Below are 20,583 nucleotides of genomic sequence, written 5' to 3' on the forward strand. Positions count from 1 at the left end.
ACGCCCCACATCGTACACGCGTCAGCCTGGGTTCGCCGGTAGTTTCGCGCTTGGCGACAGGGGCTTCGACGAGGACGATGCACTCGGCGGCGGCGTCGCCGGCACATGCGGCCTTCGCGCTCCCGAACCCGCGCCGGACACCACCGGCAACGTACCCGCTCCGGCCGATGCACCCGATCCCGCCGATGCACCCGATCCCGCCGATGCGCTCGGAGCGATCGGTGCACTCGGAACGACCGGCGCCTCGGGCGGCGCCGAGACCGTCGCGAGCACCGCGCCCATGGTTTCGCTGCCCCGCGCCGAAGGCGCTGACAACGTTGTCCCCGCGTTCGCCGAATGCCCCCGCATGCTGGCGAACAACCCCACGATCCCCGCCACGGCGATGCCCCCCACACAGCCCAATACCGCGTAGACGCCCTTGCCGCCTTTGCTCACGCGCGACGGCTTCGGCGGCGCCAGCGACTGCGCCGAGATCAACGTCGATGGACCTTGCGGCGGGGTCGAAGCCTGCGCCGGGGTCGAAGCCTGCGCCGGGGTCGAAGCGTGCACCAACGGCGAGGCGCGCACCGCGAGCGGCATCGTCTCGGCACCGACCTCGTCGCCCACGCCCACGCCCACGCGATCGACACATCGATGCACGCTCGCCGGTGCGCTCGCCGCCAATTCCTTCAGCGCACAGGCCGCCTCGCTCGCGGAGCCCATTCGCGCGTGCACCTCCCGCTCGAGGCAGCGGGCGACCAAGGCCACGAACCGAGGATCGACGTCGGGCGCAACGTCGAAGACGGATGGAATCGACCCGTGGAGAATCTCGGCCACCACGGCGTAGGCGTTTTCGCCGCGGAACGGAAAGGTGCCCGTCAGCATTTCGAAGAGCACCACCCCGAGCGACCACAAGTCGGCGCGGTAGTCGACGGTGCGATCGCCGCGCACTTGCTCGGGGCTCATATAGGCCGGTGAGCCGAGCACGCTCCCGGTCCGGGTGACCTGACACGACTCGAAGCTCTCGACCATCTTGCTCACCCCGAAGTCGAGCAGCTTGACGATGGGTTCCTCGACGTCGGCCTCGTACGAAAGAAAGATGTTCCCCGGCTTGAGATCGCGATGAACGATGCCCGCCGCGTGCGCCGCCGCCAGACCTTTGGCGATGTCGGCCCCGAGCCGCGCGGCCAGCGGCCAGGGCAGACGCTGATCGCGCATCAAGCGCTCGCTCAGGGTCTCCCCGCGCAAGAGCGGCATGACCAAAAACGGATCGCCCTCGTCCGTGAGGCCCGCGTCCAGAATTTCGACCACGTTCCGGTGCGCCACCCGCCCGCACGCGCGCGCCTCCCGGAGCATCCGCTCGCGAACGGCCGCATCCATGGCCGCCTCGCGATGAATCAGCTTCAGGGCCACCTGGCGATCGGTTTGCGTGTGAACGGCTGCCCAAACCGAGCCCATGCCGCCCTCCCCGATCGGGCGGATCAAACGATACTTCTGACCGACGACGTTCTCGGGTGCCATCTGCAGTCGACTCAGCCGTTGACCCTAGCACGGAAAAATTTTCACGTGTCCCCTACCAACGGTTGAGATGTCTGCTAAGGTGCGCCGCGCTTTGGTTCGACGCGCCGCCTTCGGGCCTCGATAATGAGAATTGCTCCGTTCCTTGGTATTGTCGGTCTAACGATGTCGCTCACCGGTCTCACCGGCACAGCGCGCGCCGACAATCCAAAAAATGCAACGAGCGCGAGCGATCCGGCGAGCGCGAAAGAAAAGGAACGTACCGCCCTTTTTCGCGACGGAACCGCCTTGGCGGACAAGGGGGATTGGCAGGGCGCGGTCGATAAGTTCCGAGCGGTCATCGCCATTCGCTCGGCCCCCAAAGCGCTGTTGGCGCTCGGCATCGCCGAAGAGCAATTGGGTCGCTTGGTGCGCGCAAAAGCCGCTTTCGCCAAGGCCGCGTCCGACGCGCACGAGGCCCGGCTCTTCGATGACGAACAAAAGGCGGTCTCCAGCCTCGCGCTGTTGATGCCGCGCATCCCGCGGCTGGTCCTGCAGATCCCTCCAGGTACGACGGTCGCGCGCGCCTCGGTCGACGGTGCCGATGTCACGGTCCCGAACGAAGGGCTCGAGGTCGATCCGGGGACGCACTACATCCTCGCCGAGCGCTTTCAAAAGACCGTGCACGTGGAGGAAAAACAGCGGCTCGAGGTGGTCCTCGATCCGCAGCGCTCCCCCGAGCCTCCGGCGCCCACGCCCACGCCCACGCCCGCGCCTGCGGCAGCGGCACCCGCTCCGGCGGAGCCCTCCATTGCGCCGCATGCGTCGCGCCCCATCGCCGCGTTGGCGGTGGGCGGCGGAGGTTTGGTGCTCGGCGCCGCGGGTGCGCTTTTTTTGGCGCTCGGCAAAGGCCAGGAGAGCGACGCCAAAGCGCTTTGCCCCGGCGGAGGAACCACGGGGTGCCCGAGCAGCGCCCGATCCGACGCGGAGGGTTCGCGCACCAAGATCCTCGTCGGCGACGTGCTCCTCGGCGTGGGCGCAGCGGCCGTGATCACGGGCGGGATCTGGTGGCTCGCATCGGGCAAGAGCGCGCCGGCCGATCCGAAAACGGGAATCGTGGTGGCGCCAAACGGAGTCGGATATCGGGGAGTATTTTGACGGCTTGACGGCCTTTTCATTCCGTCGGGCAAAATGGCAGTGGCCGCGGACGACCTGCTCGGCTTTCACGGACGTCGGTAAAGCGGTATACGTGGCATGATGCACGCCGGCGAGAACGTACCCTCGTTGCCCCTTCGGGGGGACGCGTTCGTGGGGCGAAAGCGGGAAATCGAAACCTTGCACCGGCTCTTCTCCGGCGGAGAGCGCTTGGTGACCCTCACGGGGCCCGCCGGCATCGGCAAGACACGGCTCGCGATGGAGTACGCCGCGGCAAAGGCGCGCGCGGGGGCCTCGGGACCTTCGTCCATTTCGGTGTTGTTCTGCGATGTGAGCGAGGCGCGCGAGCCCGGCGAAATGGCGGCGGCCATCGGGCGCGCGCTTCGTGCTTTGCCCACCGCGCCGAAGAAGATGGCGGGCCCCGTCCAGGTGACCCGCGCGGGCACGGAGCTCGCCGCGCTCGGGCGAGCGCTGGTGGTCCTCGATGGCTTCGAGCAGCTCGTGCCCGAGGGGGCGAACGTCCTGTCCTCGTGGTCGTCGCTCGCCCCGCGCGCGGCGTTCTTGGTCACCTCGCGCGAGCTCTTGCGCCTGCCGGGCGAGAACGTGCTCGAGATTTCGTCGCTGGGTTTGCCGACCTCCGTCGAGGCGGAGTCCGAGGCGCTCGATCTCGTGCTCGATCGGCTCCAGCGGGTTCGCGTGGGCTACGTTCCCACGCCCGAAGACGCGCGCGCCCTGGCCTCGCTGGTGCGCGAGCTCGATGGGTTTCCGCTGGCCATCGAGCTGGCGGCGGCGCGTATGAGCATGCTCTCGCCCTCCGTGCTCTTGCAGCGCCTGGCCGCCCGGTTCGACGTGCTCCGCCGGGCCTCTGGCGATCCGCGCGCGCGGCACGCGGCGCTGGAGACGTCGCTCGATGATTCATGGGCGCTGCTCGATCCGGCCGAGCGCGCGGCCCTCGCCCAGTGCGCGGTGTTCGTCGGCGGCTTCGTGCTCGCGTCGGCCGAGGCCATCGTCGACCTCTCGTCCGTCCCCGGCGCGCCGCCCGTGCTCGACGTGCTCCAGCGGCTGCGCGAAAAATCGCTCCTGCACGTTCAATCGCAGGGCGATCCGATATCGGGCGAGCGCCTGGGCCTTTATCGAAGTATCCGCGACTATGCGCAAATCCGGCTCGATGGCTCCGAGATGGCCAAAGGGGCCTATGCGCGCCACGCGAAACATTACATTTCCCAAGCGGAGGCGCGCGATCACGCGCTGCGGGCGGCCGAGCGCGAGAACGTCGTTTGGGCGGTCGAGCGCCTGCTCTCGGCCGAGCGCCCCACCGTGGAGAACGCCATATTGGCGATTCGCGGCGCGTACGCCATGGAGACCTTGCTCTACAGCCAAGGCTCGTTCCCCAAGGGCGCGGGCCCCATCGAGCGCGCGCTGTCCGTCCTCGAGGCGAACGACGTGGATCCCGTGTGGCGCGCGCGCGCCAAATACCTCCGCGCCAACGCCAAGCCCTCGGAGGAGCGCGGAAGCGAGCTGGCGGACGTGCTCGAGGGCGCGCGCCGGCGGGGCGATCGCGCGCTCGAAGCGCGGGTCCTGCGCTCGCTCGGCTCGGTGGACGGCCGCAAAGGCCGATTGGATACCGCCCTTCGCGGCCTCTCGCGCGCCCATGAGACGGGCCGCGACGCGGGCGATCGGCTGGTGGAGGCCATCACGCTCCAGAGCATGGGCAACGTGGCGCGCGAGCTCGGGCGATTTCCGGAGGCCGAGGGGCACTACGAGCGCGCGCTCTCGCTTTGCCAAGAGTTCCGCGACGTGGGGCGCGAGGCCTCCGTGCTGGCCGACGTCGCGTTCTTGCGCGTGGAGCTGGGGCAGCTCGAGGGGGCGCGGGCCGATTGCGTGCGCGCGCTGGGCCTTCATCCCAACTTCGGAAATGGCGCGCACTGGGTCCTGGCGCTCATTTACCACGAGCAAGGGGAGCTCGAGCGGGCCGCCCGCGCGTACGAGCACGCCGTGCACGTGGCGCGCGAGGCCCGCGACGGCGCCAAGGAGAGCGTGGCCCTCGCCTACCTCGCCCTCTTGCGGCACGAGCAAGGCGACTCGCGAACGGCGCAGAGCCATTTGCTGCCCTTGCCGTCCGCGGCGCGGGCGCTCGGCTACGCGCGCCACGAGGCGCTCTTCCTCGGCTTCCTCGGCGCGGTGCAGAGCGCCCTCGACTCCGCGGAGTCCGCGCAGCGCTCGTTCGACCTCGCCGCCTCCGCGCTTGCGCCCGGCGATCGCTACGCCGTCGCCCTCCACGTGCTGCGCGCCCACGCCGATCTGGCCCTCGCCCGCGGCGCGCTGCGCGCGGGAAATGCTGCGGCCGCGCGCGGACATCGGGTCGCGGCGGAGGCGCGCTTGGTGGACGCGCCGGCCGCCTTCGACTCGTACGTGCTGCGGCTCGCGCAAAGGCTGGTGTCGCGCGCATTCCCCGACGATCTTCCGGCGCAGGCCGCTGGCATGAGCCCCCCTGCCCTTCGCGTCGAGCGCGGCGGGCGATGGCTCTACACCCCCGCGGGCGAGCGCTTCGAGGTGGACGCGCACCGCGTGGTGCGCGCCCTGTTGTGCGCCTTGGTCGAAGAGCGCATCCGCGCCCCCGGGGTCGCGCTCTCGCCCTCCGTCCTGTGCGACGCGGGCTGGCCGGGCGAGCGCGTGGTCCCCAGCGCGGCCAAGAATCGATTGCATGTCAGCCTGACCCGATTGCGCAAGCTGGGGCTCCGCGATTTGATCCTCCGCCGCGAAGATGGATATCTGCTCGACCCGCGGGTCGTGGTCATGTGGACGTCATCGTAGAAGTAAGCGCCGTGTAAGTCGCTTACTCCAGGGCGGCGAATTACGTAGGCACCTCGCGGGCGAAGACGCCCGCTCTTCGGCGTTTCGCAGATCGCGATGAAGAAAGGTGTCATTCGAAATGAAAAAACTGGGTCTTCCTCATTTGTGCGTGCTCGCTTGGGCAGGTATCACGGGCGCGGCCGCCTGCAGTGATTCGTCGGCCAAGGCGCCCGGCGAGGGCGAACCGACGGCGACCGCGTTCACCCGCGCCTCGCTCTCGACCGACAGCTGGTCCAAGCTCGACGCGACCCTTCGCGTTCAAGCGCTGGAGGAGCCGCCCGCCCGGGAGGTGCGCGCCATCTTCGTTCAATCGAACGAGCCCGAGGAGACGCGGCGGATCATCGAGGCCATCGGGGGCCAGGTCGGCACCATCGCAGGCGACGTCTTGACCGCGCGCGTCCCGCTGGGCGCCATCGACACGATCGCGACCGCCCGCGCCGTGACGCGCATCGAGGGCGCGCTGCCGCTGCGCGCGAAGCTCGACAAGGCCATCGCCGCCTCCAAGGTGGACAAAGTTCGCGCGGGCGCCGCGCCTCTGCCGGCGCCCTTCACCGGCGCGGGGGTCGTGGTCGGCGTGGTCGACGCCGGCATCGACCTCCGTCATACGGCGTTCAAGAAGGCCGACGGCAAGACGCGCATCCTCTCGATCTGGGACCAAGGACAAAAGGGCGCGGCCCCGCCGGCCGGGTTCCGCTATGGAAGCGAGTGCACGGCCGCGCAAATCGACGCGAACCAATGCGCCCACGCGTCCACCGCCGACCATGGAACGCACGTCACCGGGATCGCCGCCGGCGGCAAGGTCGGAGACTCGCCCTACATCGGGGCCGCGCCGGACGCCGACATCGTCTTCGTCGAGGTCGGCGCCGCGCCCGGTCTCGCGAAGGACGTGGCCTTCACCACCGCCGTGTGCGACGGCGCCTCGTACATCTTCAAGGCCGCCGCGGCCGTGAACAAGCCGGCCGTCGTCAACATGAGCCTCGGCGAGCACACGGGCCCGCACGACGGCTCCTCCCTCGCCGATCGTTGCCTGGATAACCTTTCGGGGCCCGGCAAAATTTTGGTCGCCGCCGCCGGCAACGAGGGGCGCGGGACCAAACACGCGGAGCTCGGCGCCCCGGTGCTGGTGCACGCGACGGCCACCGCGAGCTCGACCCCCGTGGTCCTCAAGTGGCTCCCCGGCAAAGACGACGACACCAAGGTCACGCAGGAGAAGCTGAACGTCTGGGCCGACCCCAATGTGGAGCTATCCATCCAGGTGGGCTTCGACGCCGGCGACGGCAGCCCCACGTTCTCGAAGCCCATCACCGCCAAGCAGCCGCTCACCAAGACCATGCTCACCGACGGCAATGTCACGGTGGGCCCGGTGGCGGGCGACACCAGCCCCATCCCGGCCCCCGCCGCGCGCGGCACGCAAATCGTTCTGGAGGACGGCGACAAAGACGGCCAGGAAGCGCAGAAGCTCTGGCTCGTCAAGATCACGGGCAATGGCCGCTTCGACGCCTTCATCGACACCACCGGCGGCGGCGGCTTCCTCGCCAGCGGGCAGGATCGAGGCGTGACCGTCGACAGCAACATGACCATCGGCTTCCCGGCCATCGCCTCGAAGGTGCTGGCCGTCGGCTCCTACACCTCGCGCAACACCTGGAAGGCGGCCGATGGCTCCGAGCAGGTGGAGAAAGGCGACGACGACAAGCCGGTCACCCTCGGCGCGCTCAGCGGCTTCTCCAGCCGCGGTCCGAGCCGCAACCCGAGCGGCCCGATGAAGCCGGACATCACCGCGCCCGGCGAGGTGGTCATCGCCGCGCTGCACGCGGGGGCCAAGCCGAGCGCCGAGAAGATCGTCAAGGCTTCGCCCGACGGCTTCTTGATCTCCCAAGGGACGAGCATGGCCTCGCCCATGGTCGCGGGCATCGTCGCGCTCATGTTGCAGCGCAATCCGACCCTCACGGTCGACGACATCCGCGGGATCTTCGATCGCACGGCGGTCAAGCCCGAAGGCGTCGCGAACCCGTCGCCGACGGACTGGGGCCGCGGAAAGGTCGACGCCTTCGCGGCCGTGATCGCGACCCCGGCGCCCGCCCCGCGACCGGACGCCGACGGCGGCGCCGGCAACCCGAGCAACGGCGGCAGCAAGAACGACGGCGGCTGCCAGGTCGCGGGCACGGGCGGGCTGGTGCCGGGCTTCGGCGCGGGTGCGATGGCGCTCGCGTCGATCCTCGTGCGCCGGCGCCGGCGCGGGAAGGCGTCGTGAGCCGCCGGGCGATGCTCTTCGCCGGGGTGCTGCTGGTGGGGTGTGCGCGGCAGCCCGAGCATCGGCCGGCCGCCGCGCCGCCGGTGGCCGAAGGTCCGAGCATGCTCGTCTCCATCGTGCGCGCGGAGGGCGGTCCGCGCGCGAGCGGCGCCGTCGTCGACGCCCGATCGCGCTCGGGCGCGCTGCTCCTCGTGCGCGGTCCTTCGCAGCCGCGCGGGGCGGCCACCGTGGCGCGGCTGGGTGCGGAGCGCGCGGTGAGCAAGATCCAAAACGTGGTTCGCTTGCTCGACACCATCGAGGCCAGCCGGGAGCCCGATCCGGAGCTTCACGTGTTCCTGCAGGTCGACCGCGCCCGCGCCACCCACACGAGCCTCGCGTCCCTTGGCTTCGCGGCCGATACCTTGGCCGGCGACGTCGCCACGGGCTGGGTGCGGGTGACCGCGCTCGAGCGCGTATTGGCGAGCGACATCGTCCAACGTCTGGAACCTCCGGACACCGTCCACCTCCGCTGACCATCCCGGCGCGCGAAGCTTCACCTTCCGCCGACGTCGAGCGCGCGTACATCGATATCATCGCCCAGAGCCAGTCGGGCGACGGCTGCTCACCAAAGTAGCCAACGGCGAAGCGTCTCGGCGCCGAAAAGCGCACGATCATCTAACGCACTGAGTCAAATACCATTCGCACGCCTTTGGCGTGCGGATGGCCACTAGCGCGGCGAAAAGACGTAAGCTAAGCCCGATCATCCATGCTTCGCCTCGTCCACGCCAAGCGCGTTCTCTTTCCGCTCGTTGCTTCCGTCACGACCATCCTCGCGAGCTCCGCGGGCTGTGATTGGGTTGCACAAGTCGATCACGTCTCCGTCGGCGACAAATCCGACGGCGGAGACTCGGGGCCGGGTGCTCCCACGGCTCGGTTCAATGTCCCCGCCGGCTCCGCGACGGCACCGGAGTTCCTCCAAGTGCCCTTCCCGAGCGACGTCTACCTCGCCAACGGGCGGGTGGCCGCCGTGCAAGGGATCGACAAGGTGCTCGCGCCCGCGGGGGCCAATTTCATTGCCCACGATCTCACGGCGAACAATGGTTTTTCCCGCATCGCCTTGGCCGTCTTCTATGTCGACGACCCATCCAAATCGAAGGACGACGTCATCGGCGCGGCGGACATCGACAAAAAGAGCCTCCCGGGCGACGAGACCGCCTGCGCGGCCGACGCGAGCTCCGTCTTCTTGATCGACCTCCAAGAGACCGATCCGGCCAAGGCGCGCGTCCCCTGTCGCGCCATGTTCCGCGTCGACAAGAACGGCTCCCGTCCCGTGGTGGCGGTCGGCCCCGCGCGCGGCGTGGTCCTCAAAGAGGGTCGCACGTATGCGGCGGTGCTCACCAGCCGCGTGAAGACGACCGCGGGCACGAAGATCGCGGCCAGCGCGGACTTCGATCGCATTCGAAAGGGCGATCGCTCCGGGCCCATCGCGGGCCTCTATGGCGAGAAGTACGACAAGGTGAAGGCGGCCCTGGGCTCGGCCCTCGGCGCCGACGAGATCGTGGCGCTGGCGCCCTATACGACGCAGGCGATGAGCGACGAGCTGTTCAAGCTCCGCGAGGCCATCGACACCACGCCCGTTCCCAAGTTGAAGTGGGACGCCGCGGATCTTTTGCCGATGGGCAAGGCCAAATTCGGCGTGGGCGGCGTGACGGCCGGCTTCACGGCCGATCTGGACGCCTACTTTGGACCGGCGACCGCCAAGCACCCCTTCCCGCCCGGCACCGACGACGATCCCTCCACGCACCAAGTCGTTCGCGCGCACAACCAAATTGCCGCCATCGGGACCGCGGTCTTCGACGCCGTCAGCTTCCTCCAGACCAAGGCCGAAGGCTACCGGAGCCCCGATCACGCCACCTTCGTACGCAAGGCCAACGGGGAGCTGGACCTCACCGTTCCAAGCGCCACCAGGAAGATTTGGGCCACCTTCGTGGTCCCCAAGGCCGCGGCGCCCGCAGACGGCTATCCGACGGTCATCCTGCAGCACGGCCTCGGCGGCTCGCGCGATTACATCTTCGCGCTGGCCAATGTCTTTGCCGCCAAAGGGATCCTGACGGTGGCCATCGACAGCGTCACCTTCGGCGCGCGCTCCGCCGATCCGGCGCTCCAAGTCGACAAGAACAGCGATTACTGGCTCAATCGGGACGATAAACCGGGTCCGCCGAAGGTCCCGGGGACGCACGCAACGTACGAAGGTCCCGATGGCATCGCCGATTTGGTCAACGGCGGCCGCGCGGGCGCGACCGATCTGTTCGGCAGCTTGATCAACATTGGCGCCTTGCGCGATCAGATGCGGCAGGCTGCGCTCGATACCGTGCAGCTCGTCCGGGTCCTTCAGGACGACGAAAACAGGGTGTTGAAGGAGCTCAAGCCGACCCTCGGCACCGAGGACCCCAAGATCGACAAGACCAAGATCGCGTTCGTCGGAAACTCGCTGGGCGGGATTCAAGGTGCCATGGCCGCGGCCATCGAGCCTTCGATCAAGCAGTGGGTCCTCAATGTCGCCGGCGGAGGCCTCATCACCGAGCTGGCGACCCACTCGCCGCGCATTTACGATAGCCTCAAGAAGGCGGCCATCGGCAACTTCGGATTGGTCTCCGACAAGGTCAGCGAAGGGCACCCGCTGGCGACCCTGCTTCAAACCATCGCCGATGCGGGCGATCCCCTGAGCTATGCGGACGCATTGGTGACCAACCCCCGCTCGATCAAGGGGGTGCGCATCCCGCCGCGCAACATCCTCCAGGTCGAGGTCATCTACGACGAGCTCGTACCCAACGAGGCCAACGAGGCGCTCGCGCGCGCGGGCGGCTGGCACCTCGGAACGCCGAACGTGGGCTCGAACGCCGGCGTCTTGGACATCAAAGACCTCGCGAAGCGCGCGGGCGCCGTCCCGTTTGGCGAGGGGATCAAGCCGACGGGTGGTTTCTTCCAGAACACCCCCATCGATGGCACCACCGCCGTTCTTCTGCAGATGTCGCCTTCGCAGCATGGCACCAACCTGGAATCGGCCGGCACCCGCCGCGCCTTTCAGGCCCCGTACGCGCGCTTCGACACGGGCGATCCGTTCCCCGTCGTCGAGAACACCACGCACACCTACGACTTCGCCACGCCGAGCACCTACGAGCTCCAAGGGATCGTGGCCGGGTTCCTCCTCAGCGGTTTCGCCGGCAGCCCGAAGGTGGCCCCCTTCACCACCTTCGCCCCGAAGCGGGACGTCGACGCCGACGGCAAGCCGGACAACGAGGATCCGGATCCCAACGACCCCAAGAAGTAAGACGCCCGCCCCTCGTTCGGACGAACATCGTTCCGACGAAACCGCATCTCGTGCCGCAACGGATCCCGTTGCGGCGCGAGGCCGCGCGCGGATCATCCGCGCGATCCCGCCGCGCCCGTGCTCATGAAACGTCGCCCCCGATTCGGATGGTTCTTTCTCTTCGCGCCGTCCGCGCTCCTCGCGTTCGCGGGCGCCTGCACCGGTTCCTCGGCGGCCCCGGCACCCGACGCCAAGCTCCCCGCGGACCGCGACGCCTCCGAGCAGGCTCGCCCCGATGCCTCGCCCAAGGTCGACGCCGGCACCGACGCGCGCGCCGACGCGAGCATCGAGCCGCCGGTCACCCTGATCGACAGCGTGGGCGCCGCCATCGGCGCGATCACCTTCGCGGGAGCGCTGTGCGAGCCCGCCACCATGGCCATCGCGCGGTCGAACGACCGTCAGAGGGTCACCGTCACCTTCAGCACCGCCTTCAGCAGCGCGGAGGCCCCCGCGTCAGCGAGCTGCACCATCACCATCACCATGGACGTACCGGCGGGCTATCGCATGGGCCCTCTCCGGCCGAAATGGCTCGGCGAGGCCACGCGGAGCCGCGTATCACACGTCTATTGGTTCGAGGACGGCGCTACGACGGCGCCCGTGACCGAGGAGATCGCGGCGGCGGAGTATCAATACAACGATCATCCCGATCTCTGGTCGCCGGTACCGCCCGCGTGCACGGCCCCGCAGCGTGTTCGGTTCTCGGCCCGCATCGATGCCACCGTTCACGATGCGGAGTCCGCGTTTTATGCCGATTCGTTCGAGCTCGAAACGAGCTGGCGCGGCGGCGCCGATTGGGAACGGGGCTGCGACCTACGGAAGCCGTTCCGCGCGCCGCCGGGCACCGTGGGGGATTGGTGCGCGGGGAATCAAAAGCGCCCGTGCACACCGGGCCTCGGGTGCGAGTTCATGCTCACCGCCATCGCCGAGACGCAAGGGCAGTGCGTCGATCCCCTGGAGCGCGTACCGCCCAGCGAGGTGGGGCAGCCCTGCGGCGGCTTGCGGGACATCGCCTGCGCCGGCGACCGCGTGTGCTGGCGGCGGAGCCAGGTGGCCATCGACAAGGGCTACCTCGGACTGTGCCGCGAGCACGAAGGGGCCGAGGGCGCCGCGTGCGATCTCGGCGTTCCCTCCCTTCCATGCCGCGCGGGGCTCTACTGCGCGACCTCGCTGCGCCATCGGTGCGTCGAGGCCAATGGCGAGCTCGGCTCCATTTGTGCCCCGGAGCTCCCGGCTTGCAAGGCCGGTCTCGAGTGCAACGCCGAGCATTGCCGCGTGCCCAAGGGCGGCCAAAAGGCCCGCGCATCTCGACGCGAGCGCGACCGACCCTAACCAGCAGATCATGACAGTACTCGTCACCGGGAGCGCCGGTCACCTGGGGGAAGCGCTGATGCTCACCTTGCGACGCGCCGGCCGCGATGCGGTCGGCCTCGACGTGAGGAGCTCGCCCTTCACGGACCTCGTCGGGTCCATCGCGGACCGCGCCTTCGTCGCGCGCTCGATGCGGGGGATCACGGCCGTCGTGCACGCGGCGACCTTGCACAAGCCGCACGTCGGCACGCACACGCGCCAGCAGTTCGTCGACACCAATGTCACGGGCACCCTCAACTTGCTCGAGGAGGCTGGGTCGGCCGGTGCTCGGGCCTTCGTCTTTACGAGCACCACCAGCACCTTCGGACGCGCCCTCGTTCCCCCCGAAGGCGCCCCCGCGGCTTGGATCACGGAGGAGGTCGCGCCCGTGCCCAAGAACATCTACGGGGTGACCAAGGTCGCGGCCGAAGATTTGTGCCAGCTCTTTCAGCGAATCCAGGGGCTGCCGTGCCTGGTGCTGCGCACCTCGCGCTTCTTCCCGGAGGAGGACGATCAGGCGGGCGTTCGCGACGCGTACGACGACGGCAATGTCAAAGCCAATGAGCTTCTATACCGGCGCGCGGACATCGCCGATATCGTCGACGCCCACCTGCTCGCCCTGGAGCGCGCGCCCCAAATCGGATTTGGGAAATACATCATCAGCGCGACCACCCCCTTCTCCCGCGACGATCTCGCCGAGCTGCGCACCGATGCGGCCGCCGTCGTTCGGCGGCACGTACCCGCCTTCGAAGAGGTGTATTCGCGCCGCGGATGGCGGATGTTTCCAGGTATCGACCGGGTTTATGTCAACGCGCGCGCCCGCGAGGAGCTCGGCTGGCAGCCGCGCTACGACTTTGGCTTCGTGATGGCGCGCCTCGAGCGCGGAGAGGATCCGCGGAGCGAGCTCGCGCGCGAGGTCGGCGCCAAGGGATACCATGGCCCGGGCGAGGCCCGTCCCTACTGGACGCGGGGCCCGACGGAGCCGGCGTAGCGGGCCGCGCGATCGGGTAACGGGTCGAGGATGGACGAGAGCTCCGATATCGACGTAGCGAGAGCGTCGCTCGCTCAGGCGCGCGGGGCGATCGCGGGGGCATCCTGCGCGCGGCGTTCACCGATGGCCTTTCGAAGCGCCGCGCGCGCCAAGAGCCGGGTGGAATCCAAGGTCGGCAGCGGCGAGTCCGAGGGTGAAATGAGCAGTGGGATCTCGGTGCACCCGAGCACCACCGCGTCGCAGCCGCGCTTGGCCAGGGCATCGATGGCGCGAACGAACTCCGCCCGCGTATCGGTCGAAAACCGCCCTTTGACGAGCTCCTGGAAGATGTGTGCATCGAGGCGGATGCGCGCCTCCTCGGGCGGGGTGCACGACTCGATTCCATACGCGTCCAAGGTCGCGCGGTACACGGGGCCCTCCATCAGGAAGCGGGTGCCGAGCACCCCCAGCTTCGTGTACCGGCGGGGCGCCGCTTCTTCGGCCACCACCTCGGCGATGTGGAGCCAAGGTTTGGGCGACCACGCCCGGATCTTCGAGAGCGCCTGATGGATCGTGTTGTCGGGGCAGATCAGAAAGTCCGCCCCGCCCCGCACCAGCTTTTCGGCCGACGAGAGCATCAGGCTGGCCACGCCGTCCCATTCATCGCGGCGCAGCAGGCGCACATACTCACCGAGCGAGTGGGTGTGCATGCTGACCTCCGGATGGGCATGCTCCCCCATCGTACCCTCGGCCTCGAGGCAAATCGTGCGGTAGCAGAGGGCCGCGCCTTCGCTGCTGCAGCCCACGATACCAATGTGAAGGGTCATCGACGCCGTCCTTTCGTCATTCGGAAGTCGTAAAGCGGCCGCCCCGGGCGGTCTTGAACGTTTTTGCTCCCCCGAGCGTGAGATAGCGTGCCCGCGCCTTACCCTCGCGCAAAAGTTGACCGATGCGCGCATCCCTTGGACCAAGCGCGCGCCCCCGAACACGAAGCGGCAGGATCGTTCCATGTCGGGACCTTCCAGGCGAAGGGAGAGCTCGGCTTACCCATGCCATGGGCGCTCGAGCACGGCTCGCCCTCGACATTCTCGCAATAATGAAGATGTCGCCATTTGCTACGGCGTAGGAAAATGAACCGGGCCGCCGCATCGCTCTTTTTTCCGTGCGCCTCCGCGCGCCGGCGTTCGCCGGTAGGGCACACGAGATGCAGCCACGCGCCGGATGGCTGCCCGATTTCTCGATCGACGCGACGCGGGACGCCGGCTGTCGGCGAAGCTGACCCACCACGCCGGAACGGACGCGATCGTCCTTGCGCTGCCGCGCGGCGGCGTGCCCGTAGGCTACGAGGTCGCGCGCGCGCTGAACCTCGATCTGGACGTCTTCATCGTGCGCAAGCTCGGGGTGCCCGGGCATCAGGAGCTCGCCATGGGCGCGGTAGCCTCCGGCGGCGTGCGGGTCACGAACCCCACGGTGATCCGCGCGCTCGGGATCCCCGACGCCATCGTGGAGCGCATCGCCGAATATGAAACGAACGAGATCGCGCGGCGGGAGCAGCGCTACCGCGCGGGGCGCCCGCCCGTCTCCACCGAGGGGCGGCCCGTGATCGTCGTCGACGACGGGCTCGCCACCGGCGCATCCATGTACGCGGCCATCTCGGCCATTCGCGCGCGGGGCACCTCCCGCATCTCGATCGCGGTTCCCCTCGCATCGCCCGAGATCTGCGCGGACATGCGATCGCGCGCCGATGAAGTCGTGTGCCTGTGGACCCCGGTCGCGCTCTACGCCGTGGGGCTCTGGTACGAGGACTTTACGCAAACCACCGACGAAGAGGTGTGCGAGCTGCTCGGGGTCGATCGCGCGACCCGCGAACGGCGCGCCGGGGCCCCGGCAAGAGGGAGGCGACCGTGGGCACGATGAGCGAGCCCGAGCTCGAAGCCATCCGGCGCCTCGCCGTTCCACTGTCCGGCGCGATGGAGGATTACAATCCGCTCCTCGAGCGCATCGGCGAAGCGCGCTTCGTCTTGCTGGGCGAAGCGTCGCATGGAACGCACGAGTTCTACGGCGAGCGCGCCCGCATCACCACGCGGTTGATCGCGGAGAGAGGGTTCGACGCGGTGGCCGTGGAGGCGGACTGGCCCGACGCGTACCGCGTGCACCGCTATGTGCGCGGCAGCAGCTCGGACGGCGACGCCGAAGAGGCGCTCCGCGGCTTTCGCCGCTTTCCCACGTGGATGTGGAGGAACGCCGACGTGCTCGACTTCGTGGGGTGGCTGCGCGAGCACAACGAGGAGCGCGAGGCGCGCAGCTCGCTCGACGGGCGCCCGCCTCCGGTGGGGTTCTTCGGCCTGGACCTTTATAGCCTCTACGCCTCGATGGCCGAGGTGCTCCGCTACCTCGAGGTGGCCGATCCCCACGGCGCCACCAAGGCGCGCGCACGCTATGCCTGCTTCGATCACTACGGCGGCGACGCCCAAGCGTACGCGTATGCCACGGGGCTCGATCTCAGCGCGTCGTGCGAGCGCGAGGTCATGCAACAGCTGCTCGATCTCCAGGCCCGCGCCATGGAATTGCCGGCCCGCGTGGAGGACGGGATCGGCGAAGCGCTCTTCGACGCCGAGCAAAACGCGCGGCTGGTGAAGAACGCGGAGCAATACTACCGCCATATGCTCCACGGGCGGGTCTCCACCTGGAACCTCCGGGATCGGCACATGATGGAGACCTTGCGGGCGCTCGATCGGCAGCTGGCGAAGACCTTGGGTCGAAAGCCAAAGATCGTCGTTTGGGAGCACAACTCGCACGTCGGCGACGCGCGCGCGACCGATATGAGCCGGCGCGGCGAGTGGAACTTGGGTGAGCTGGTGCGGCAGACGTACTCCACCGAAGCGTACAACATCGGCTTTACCACCTACGAAGGGACGGTCACCGCCGCATCCAATTGGGACGCGCCCGCCGAGCACAAACGGGTGCGCCCCGGGATGCGCGGCAGCTACGAGGAGCTCTTTCACCGCGTGCGGATCCCGCGCTTCATGCTCGTGGAAGAAGACCAATCCGGCTTCGCGTGGCGCGGACCGAGGCTCGAACGCGCCATCGGCGTGGTGTATCGACCGGAGACGGAGCGATTGAGCCATTACTTCCACGCTCGCTTGTCCGAGCAATTCGATGCCGTGATTCATATCGATCGCACGCGCGCGGTGGAGCCGCTCGAACGCGACGTGCCATGGCAGAGCGGCGAGGCCCCCGAGACGTACCCGTTCGCGGTTTGAACGGCGGCGGGGGCCCTGCGAAAGGTCGGATCATCCACGCTGCTGGACCAACGAGAGGAGAACTGCCAATGGAACCTACGGTTCGGAGATTTACCTTCGAGCGCGAAGATGGGCCGGTCACGGAGTCGCGGGAGCTGGTCTCGATTCGCGCGGGCGATGTCCGCCTCGAGGGGGAGCTCGCATCGTCGCGGACCGGCCGGGGCTTGGTCATCTTTGCGCACGGCAGCGGGAGCAGCCGCCATAGTCCGCGCAATCGATTCGTGGCCCAAGCGCTGCGTACCCAAGGGAGGGTCGCCACCTTGCTGTTCGACCTTCTGTCCGCGGGGGAGGGCGAGCTCGATGCGCGCACCGGACACCTTCGCTTCGATATCGATCTCCTCGCCGAGAGGCTGGTCGCCGTCACGGATTGGGCGCTCGCCCGGCGTCCTGCCGACGCGACGCACATTGGCTACTTCGGCGCCAGCACGGGCGCGGCCGCGGCCCTGGTCGCGGCGGCCGCGCGCCCCGATCGCGTGGCGGCCGTGGTTTCGCGCGGTGGCCGTCCCGATCTGGCGCGAGGCTCGCTCGAGCGGGTGCACGCGCCCACCCTTCTCATCGTGGGCGGCGAGGATCCCACCGTCGCCGAGCTGAATCGCGATGCGATGAAGTACCTGCATGCCGAGACGCGCCTCGACATCATCGATAGGGCCTCGCACCTCTTCGAAGAGCCTGGCGCCCTCGACGAAGCCGCCCGTCGCGCCGCCGGTTGGTTTCAACGCTTCTTCGTTTAGCTCGTTCGCGCTTCGCGCTTCGCGCTTCACGCTTCACGCTTGACGTTGGCGAGCTTCTGGACGTGACGAGCTTTTCGCCCATATATGCTCCGAAGGATGAGCGAAACCGTCAGCAAGCCCCGCCTTAACGCCGTTGGCCAGCCGATCGGCGAGGCGATCCTCGACTGGAAGCCCGTTCCGCGGCCCCCACGAACGCCCATCGACGGCCGCTACTGCCGCATCGAGCCCATCGACCCCGCGCGGCACGCCAAGGCGCTCTTCGAAGCCGTCTCCGACGACCAAGACGGAGCCGGCTGGACCTATTTGGGGGCGGGGCCGTTCTCCACCTCGAGCGCGTACGAGGCCTGGATGGCCGCCACCTGCCTCCGCGACGATCCGCTCTTTCACGCCATCGTCGACAACGTATCGGGCGCGCCCGTGGGCGTCGCCGCCTACCTTCGGATCGAGCCTGCCGTGGGCGTGATCGAAATTGGTCATATCCATTACTCCCCTCGCCTTCAGCGCACGCGCGCGGCCACCGAGGCCATGTACTTGTTCATGCGGCGGGTGTTCGAGGAGCTCGGCTACCGCAGGTACGAGTGGAAGTGTGACTCCTTGAACGAGCCCTCGCGCCGGGCGGCGGCGCGCCTCGGCTTCGCATACGAAGGAACGTTTCGTCAGGCCACCGTGTACAAAGGCCGCAATCGGGACACCGCGTGGTTCTCGATCCTCGATCGGGAGTGGCCTGGGTTGAAGACGGCCTACGAGGCATGGCTGGATCCGTCGAACTTCGACGCGGATGGCCGGCAGCGGCGCGCGCTCCACGAGCTGACCGCCGAGGCGCTTCGCCCGCTGCGCTAAAGCAACGCGGCGATCCCGATCCCATCCTCGAAGAGGGCGCCAGGCGCGCTTGACAGCTTTGGTTTGTCCCGATAAATGAAAATGAGAATCATTTTCGTTTTTGAGACGGGACGGACCAAGGATGACCTCGATGGCACGTGCGATGGCGATGGTGATGGTGATGGTGACCGCGGGGATGCTCGGCTGCGCTTCGTCGGTGACGCCCCCGCGTCCATCGTTGGCGAACGCATCGGCCAAAGGCGCAGAGGGCAACGGCGCGCAGGGCAACGGCACGCAGAGCAACGCCACGCAGAGCAACGCCGCGGACGCTCCGCGCCGCGCGTGCGATCCGGCCCGCGATCGAGCCGCCATTCGGGCCATGGCCGGGGAGTACCGCGTCTCGTTTGCGTTCGACGAGACGGAGCCTCGAACCAAGGGGTATGTGCCGCACGCGCCATATCGAGCCAGCGCCAGCGAGGTCGTTCAGGTGCTAGAGGAGACGGACCGCAAGGTGGTGCTCCAACACGTGCTGGTGCACGCGGGCACGAAGAGCGCGAACGACGCGCCCTCGGTCATGAAGCACTGGCGGCAGGACTGGACCTTCGAAGACCGCGAGCTCCTCGAATTCCGAGGAAACGGCGTGTGGGAGCGGCGCGCGCTGAGCGCCGAGCAAGCCGCCTGCACATGGTCGCAGGCCGTCTTCGAGGTGGACGATGGACCGCGCTACGAGAGCTTCGGCCGATGGACGCATGAGCGCCAAGGGGAGACCTCGACGTGGACGTCGGAGGAGACATGGCGGCCCCTGCCCCGCCGGGAGTACACGAAGCGCAGCGACTACGACGTCCTGATCGGCACCAACCGCCATGTGGTCACGCCAAACGGCTGGAGGCACGAACAAGATACGCGCAAGCTCGTGCTCGAGGGCCGCCGGGAGCTGGTGGGCGAGCGCGGGCTGAATCGTTACGAGCGCACGCCCCTCGACGGCGCCGAGGCCGCCCGCGTCTACCTCCGCGACACCGCCGCCTTTTGGCAGACCGTTCGCGACGAGTGGCAAGCTGTCTTCACGAAGAACCCCCGCGTGCACGTGCAGGCCGAGACGGACGGTGGCGAGCGCCTCTACGATCGGCTCTTTCCGATGGCCCGGACCGCGCGGGACCTCCGCACCGAGGATCGCAAGCAAAAGGTGCGCGAGGCCATCGCGTCGTTCGTGGTCCGCTGATGCGGGACCTGGTCGCGCGCGAACCGCGTGTACAATGCGCGACGGATGCCGAACCTTCTGCGACTCTCGCGTAAGACCGCGCCGGCCGGGCGAGGCGCAAGCGCGCGCTTTCCATTCGACGTGCCCGCCATTGCGACCCTGACGACCCTCGATCTCCGCGCCGATGTCACGTTCTTCGTCGGGGAGAATGGCTCGGGCAAGTCCACCCTGCTGGAGGGCATCGCCTGCGTCGCGGAGCTCGAGACGATTGGCGAGCACGACGCGGCCTCGGACGCGACGCTCACGGCGCAGCGCGAGCTGGCGGCGGATCTGCGCCTGGCGTGGGGCCGGCGTTCGCGACAAGGATTTTTTCTACGGGCGGAGGACTTCTTCGGCTATGTCCGGGGGCAGGCGCGCACCGATGCGCGCATCGTCCGGGAGCAGCGCGAGGCCATGGGCATCGCGGCGCCGGCCGAGGGGCCCGAGGATACGTTGGGCGCGCGGCACGTGGACGAGCGCGACGCCGCCGGCTACCTGGGTCGTTACGACGCGCGCTCGCACGGCGAGAGCTTCCTCGATTTGTTCTCGGAGCGGGTGCGGCCCGGCGGTCTCTATTTGCTCGACGAGCCCGAGACGCCCCTCTCCCCGAAGCGGCAGCTCGCCTTCCTGGCGCTCGTTCGCAAGGCGGCGCGCGCGGGCGCGCAGTTCATCATCGCGACCCACTCGCCCATCCTGCTCGCGTGCCCCGGCGCCCGCATCTTCAGCTTCGATGAGAGCCCCATCGCGGAGGCCTCCTACGACGCGCTGGATCACGTGTCGGTCACCCGCGACTTTCTGAACCATCCCGCGAAGTACCTCGACGACATGTAGATCGTAAGCCATTTGGCGTACGGGTACCAAAAACGGCGGTGTCTTCACCGTGCAACACGTGGGATCGTGAAAAATCGAACCTCTCCGCGGACGTCGCAGGACGAAAGAAGAAGAATGTCGGCGGTACGGCGATTGCTCTTCTTGGTGGTGAAGCAGTGGAAGCTGTGCAGGCGGTACGTCAATGGCGGGCGGTTGGCGAGGATCCACTCGAACCACGGGGTCGTATGCATTCTTTTCTTTTTCGTTGTGTCGTTCCCTTGAG

General features: G+C 68.4%; 16 protein-coding genes. 13 read left to right on the plus strand and 3 right to left on the minus strand.

Going from position 1 to position 20,583, the window contains the following annotated elements:
- Positions 1-21 precede the first annotated feature (21 nt).
- Positions 22-1,500, minus strand: coding sequence for a serine/threonine protein kinase (locus LZC94_22785; protein WXB20038.1), 1,479 nt, complete (start codon positions 1,498-1,500; stop codon positions 22-24).
- A 162-nt stretch (positions 1,501-1,662) separates the two neighbouring features.
- On the opposite strand from LZC94_22785, the gene LZC94_22790 reads away from it, so the two are divergent.
- The 7 genes from LZC94_22790 to LZC94_22820 all read left to right on the plus strand — a co-directional run bounded on the left by LZC94_22790 (position 1,663) and on the right by LZC94_22820 (position 13,422).
- Positions 1,663-2,634 carry a hypothetical protein gene (locus tag LZC94_22790; protein WXB20039.1) on the plus strand — a complete coding sequence of 324 codons (972 nt, stop codon included), beginning with the start codon at positions 1,663-1,665 and terminating at the stop codon, positions 2,632-2,634.
- A 96-nt stretch (positions 2,635-2,730) separates the two neighbouring features.
- Positions 2,731-5,445, plus strand: a complete 2,715-nt coding sequence (locus LZC94_22795; protein ID WXB20040.1) for a tetratricopeptide repeat protein — start codon at positions 2,731-2,733, stop codon at positions 5,443-5,445.
- Between the two features lie 118 nt (positions 5,446-5,563).
- Positions 5,564-7,735: a S8 family serine peptidase gene (locus LZC94_22800; GenBank protein ID WXB20041.1), complete on the plus strand. Its 2,172-nt coding sequence runs from the start codon at positions 5,564-5,566 to the stop codon at positions 7,733-7,735.
- Entirely contained in the window at positions 7,732-8,247 is a 516-nt protein-coding gene (locus tag LZC94_22805) for a hypothetical protein (protein WXB20042.1), read from the plus strand. The genes LZC94_22800 and LZC94_22805 overlap by 4 nt, the downstream gene beginning before the upstream one ends.
- 233 nt (positions 8,248-8,480) lie before the next feature.
- Positions 8,481-11,045: a hypothetical protein gene (locus tag LZC94_22810; GenBank protein ID WXB20043.1), complete on the plus strand. Its 2,565-nt coding sequence runs from the start codon at positions 8,481-8,483 to the stop codon at positions 11,043-11,045.
- Between the two features lie 123 nt (positions 11,046-11,168).
- Positions 11,169-12,413: a DUF4360 domain-containing protein gene (locus LZC94_22815; protein WXB20044.1), complete on the plus strand. Its 1,245-nt coding sequence runs from the start codon at positions 11,169-11,171 to the stop codon at positions 12,411-12,413.
- Between the two features lie 10 nt (positions 12,414-12,423).
- Positions 12,424-13,422 carry an NAD(P)-dependent oxidoreductase gene (locus tag LZC94_22820; protein WXB20045.1) on the plus strand — a complete coding sequence of 333 codons (999 nt, stop codon included), beginning with the start codon at positions 12,424-12,426 and terminating at the stop codon, positions 13,420-13,422.
- 74 nt (positions 13,423-13,496) lie between these two features.
- Here the strand turns inward: LZC94_22820 and LZC94_22825 are convergent, their stop codons facing one another.
- Positions 13,497-14,228, minus strand: coding sequence for an amino acid racemase (locus LZC94_22825; GenBank protein ID WXB20046.1), 732 nt, complete (start codon positions 14,226-14,228; stop codon positions 13,497-13,499).
- A gap of 394 nt (positions 14,229-14,622) precedes the next feature.
- Here LZC94_22825 and LZC94_22830 point away from each other — a divergent pair, with 394 nt between their 5' ends.
- From LZC94_22830 to LZC94_22855, 6 genes are all read left to right on the plus strand, one after another.
- Positions 14,623-15,318, plus strand: a complete 696-nt coding sequence (locus tag LZC94_22830) for a phosphoribosyltransferase (protein WXB20047.1) — start codon at positions 14,623-14,625, stop codon at positions 15,316-15,318.
- Positions 15,315-16,664 carry an erythromycin esterase family protein gene (locus tag LZC94_22835; GenBank protein ID WXB20229.1) on the plus strand — a complete coding sequence of 450 codons (1,350 nt, stop codon included), beginning with the start codon at positions 15,315-15,317 and terminating at the stop codon, positions 16,662-16,664. The genes LZC94_22830 and LZC94_22835 overlap by 4 nt, the downstream gene beginning before the upstream one ends.
- 68 nt (positions 16,665-16,732) lie before the next feature.
- The gene (locus LZC94_22840; GenBank protein WXB20048.1) at positions 16,733-17,434 is read left to right on the plus strand and encodes an alpha/beta fold hydrolase; all 702 of its coding nucleotides are present in this window, start codon (positions 16,733-16,735) and stop codon (positions 17,432-17,434) included.
- 96 nt (positions 17,435-17,530) lie between these two features.
- Positions 17,531-18,274: a GNAT family N-acetyltransferase gene (locus LZC94_22845; protein ID WXB20049.1), complete on the plus strand. Its 744-nt coding sequence runs from the start codon at positions 17,531-17,533 to the stop codon at positions 18,272-18,274.
- A 130-nt stretch (positions 18,275-18,404) separates the two neighbouring features.
- Positions 18,405-19,472, plus strand: coding sequence for a hypothetical protein (locus LZC94_22850; GenBank protein WXB20050.1), 1,068 nt, complete (start codon positions 18,405-18,407; stop codon positions 19,470-19,472).
- Between the two features lie 45 nt (positions 19,473-19,517).
- On the plus strand, positions 19,518-20,321 hold the full coding sequence (locus LZC94_22855; GenBank protein ID WXB20051.1) for an AAA family ATPase: 804 nt from the start codon (positions 19,518-19,520) through the stop codon (positions 20,319-20,321).
- A gap of 44 nt (positions 20,322-20,365) precedes the next feature.
- On the opposite strand, the gene LZC94_22860 is transcribed toward LZC94_22855, so the two are convergent.
- Positions 20,366-20,551, minus strand: coding sequence for a hypothetical protein (locus tag LZC94_22860; GenBank protein WXB20052.1), 186 nt, complete (start codon positions 20,549-20,551; stop codon positions 20,366-20,368).
- Positions 20,552-20,583: the final 32 nt, after the last annotated feature.

This window comes from Sorangiineae bacterium MSr11954 (genome assembly GCA_037157815.1).
GTDB classification, from domain to species: Bacteria; Myxococcota_A; Polyangia; order Polyangiales; family Polyangiaceae; genus Pendulispora; species Pendulispora albinea.